We start from the raw sequence: 2,105 nt of genomic DNA, 5'->3' as shown, positions 1-2,105 counted from the left end.
CAGAATATTCATTTTATTTATTTAATACTGTTTGCGCAATTGTTTCTTTTTGCCGGAAGAACAGGATTAGAACTTATTCGTAGTTGGATATTATTGCATTTATCAACACGAATAAATATCTCATTGATATCGGATTTCTTTATTAAATTAATGAATTTGCCTATTTCGTTTTTTGATGTCCGAATGACCGGAGATATCATGCAACGTATTAATGACCATCGCCGAATAGAAAGAATACTTACTACTTCATCATTAAACGTTTTGTTTTCGGTTATCAATATGATCGTTATGGGTGGTGTTTTGGCTTATTATAACCTTCAGATATTCTTTGTGTTTTTTGCAGGAAGCATTTTGTATTTTGGCTGGATAACCTTATTCCTGAAGCGAAGAGAAGAACTTGATTACAAGCGATTCTCCGAGGTTAGCCAAGAACAAAGTAAAGTCATGGAACTCATAAACGGAATGCAGGAAATAAAACTCCACAATGCCGAAAAACAAAAACGATGGGGTTGGGAATATGTACAAGCAAGATTATTTAGAGTTTCTATAAAAGGATTGGTATTGGAGCAAACCCAAACGATAGGGTCTTCTGTAATCAATGAATTAAAGAATATTTTTATCATTTTCCTTTCGGCAAAATTGGTAATAGACGGACAGATTACCCTTGGGATGATGCTTGCCATAAGCTCAATTGTAGGGAGTTTAAACGGACCCATTACCCAGCTTATTGAGTTTGTGAGAGAAGTGCAGGATGCCAAAATATCATTGGCGAGATTGTCCGAAATTCACGACAAAGAAGATGAAGTGCAACAAGAAGTACACCAAACGCAAGATATTCCAAAAGATGCCGATATTATTATTAAAGATTTATCGTACCGTTATTTAGGTTCGGATATCCCGGTTTTGGAAGATTTGAATTTAATCATTCCAGCTCATAAAGTAACCGCAATTGTAGGTGTTAGCGGAAGCGGAAAAACTACTTTGATGAAATTGTTGCTTAAATTTTACGATCCTAATAAAGGGGAGATTAATTTAGGAAATACACAACTCAAGAATATTTCCCAAAAAGCCTGGCGTAATAATATTGGAGCAGTTATGCAGGAAGGATTTATATTTAGTGATACAATTGCCAATAATATTGCTATTGGAGTAGATAAAATAGATAAAGAAAGATTAATATATGCGGCAGATGTTGCCAATATAAAAGAATATATTTCGGGATTGCCGCTAGGATATAATACAAAAATAGGATCCGAAGGAGTAGGGATGAGCACAGGGCAAAAACAGCGCTTGTTGATTGCCAGAGCTGTATATAAAAACCCTGAAATGTTGTTTTTTGATGAAGCCACTTCGGCATTAGATGCCAATAATGAAAAAGTAATTATGGGAAAACTGGATATTTTCTTCAAGAATAAAACCGTTGTAGTAATTGCACATCGATTAAGTACAGTGATGAATGCCGATCAGATAGTTGTTTTGGATAAAGGAAAGATTATCGAGATCGGAAGCCACTCGGCATTAGTAGAACAAAAAGGGAATTATTTTGAATTGGTTCGCAATCAATTGCAATTAGGAAATTAAAACATGGCAGAAGACAATACCAAATTTGAATTAAGAAGCGAAGAAGTACAAGATATCCTTACCCGAGTACCACACTGGATGATACGCTGGGGAACAGTTTTAATCTTTGCAATAATATGCATGCTTTTTTTTGTATCCTGGTTTCTTAAATATCCCGATGTAGTAAGTACCGAAATTAGTATTACAACATCCATTCCTCCCGAGAAATTGGTGGCAAAAACTACAGGAAGAATCGAAGCTCTTTTGGTCAAAGATAAAACCAAAGTATCCAGGAATACCCCATTGGCAGTTATAGAAAATTCTGCCAATTATAAAGATGTATTTGTCTTAAAAAACACGGTAGATAATTTTAATATAAACGACAGGAATAAAGAATTCCCTTTTGCTTTGCTAAACAATATGCAATTTGGAGAGTTAGAAAGTACCTATGGTGTGTTTCAGAAAGATTATGCAGCGTGGAAACTTAATGAGAACCTGCAGCCTTTTAAAGTTGAAAATAATGCTCAGAATTCAGAACATGTTCA

General features: G+C 34.8%; 1 protein-coding gene and 1 pseudogene. Both read left to right on the top strand.

Going from position 1 to position 2,105, the window contains the following annotated elements; all coding sequences use genetic code 11:
- On the top strand, positions 1-1,581 hold a 1,581-nt coding region (locus OIU83_RS23485; RefSeq protein ID WP_264208702.1), incomplete at its 5' end, for a peptidase domain-containing ABC transporter.
- A 3-nt stretch (positions 1,582-1,584) separates the two neighbouring features.
- A pseudogene (locus OIU83_RS23480) lies at positions 1,585-2,105 on the top strand (HlyD family secretion protein); the annotation flags it as partial.

Origin of the sequence: Flavobacterium shii (assembly GCF_025847235.1) — a bacterium.
GTDB lineage: Bacteria > Bacteroidota > Bacteroidia > Flavobacteriales > Flavobacteriaceae > Flavobacterium > Flavobacterium shii.
This window is presented reverse-complemented; position numbering and strand designations above follow the sequence as displayed.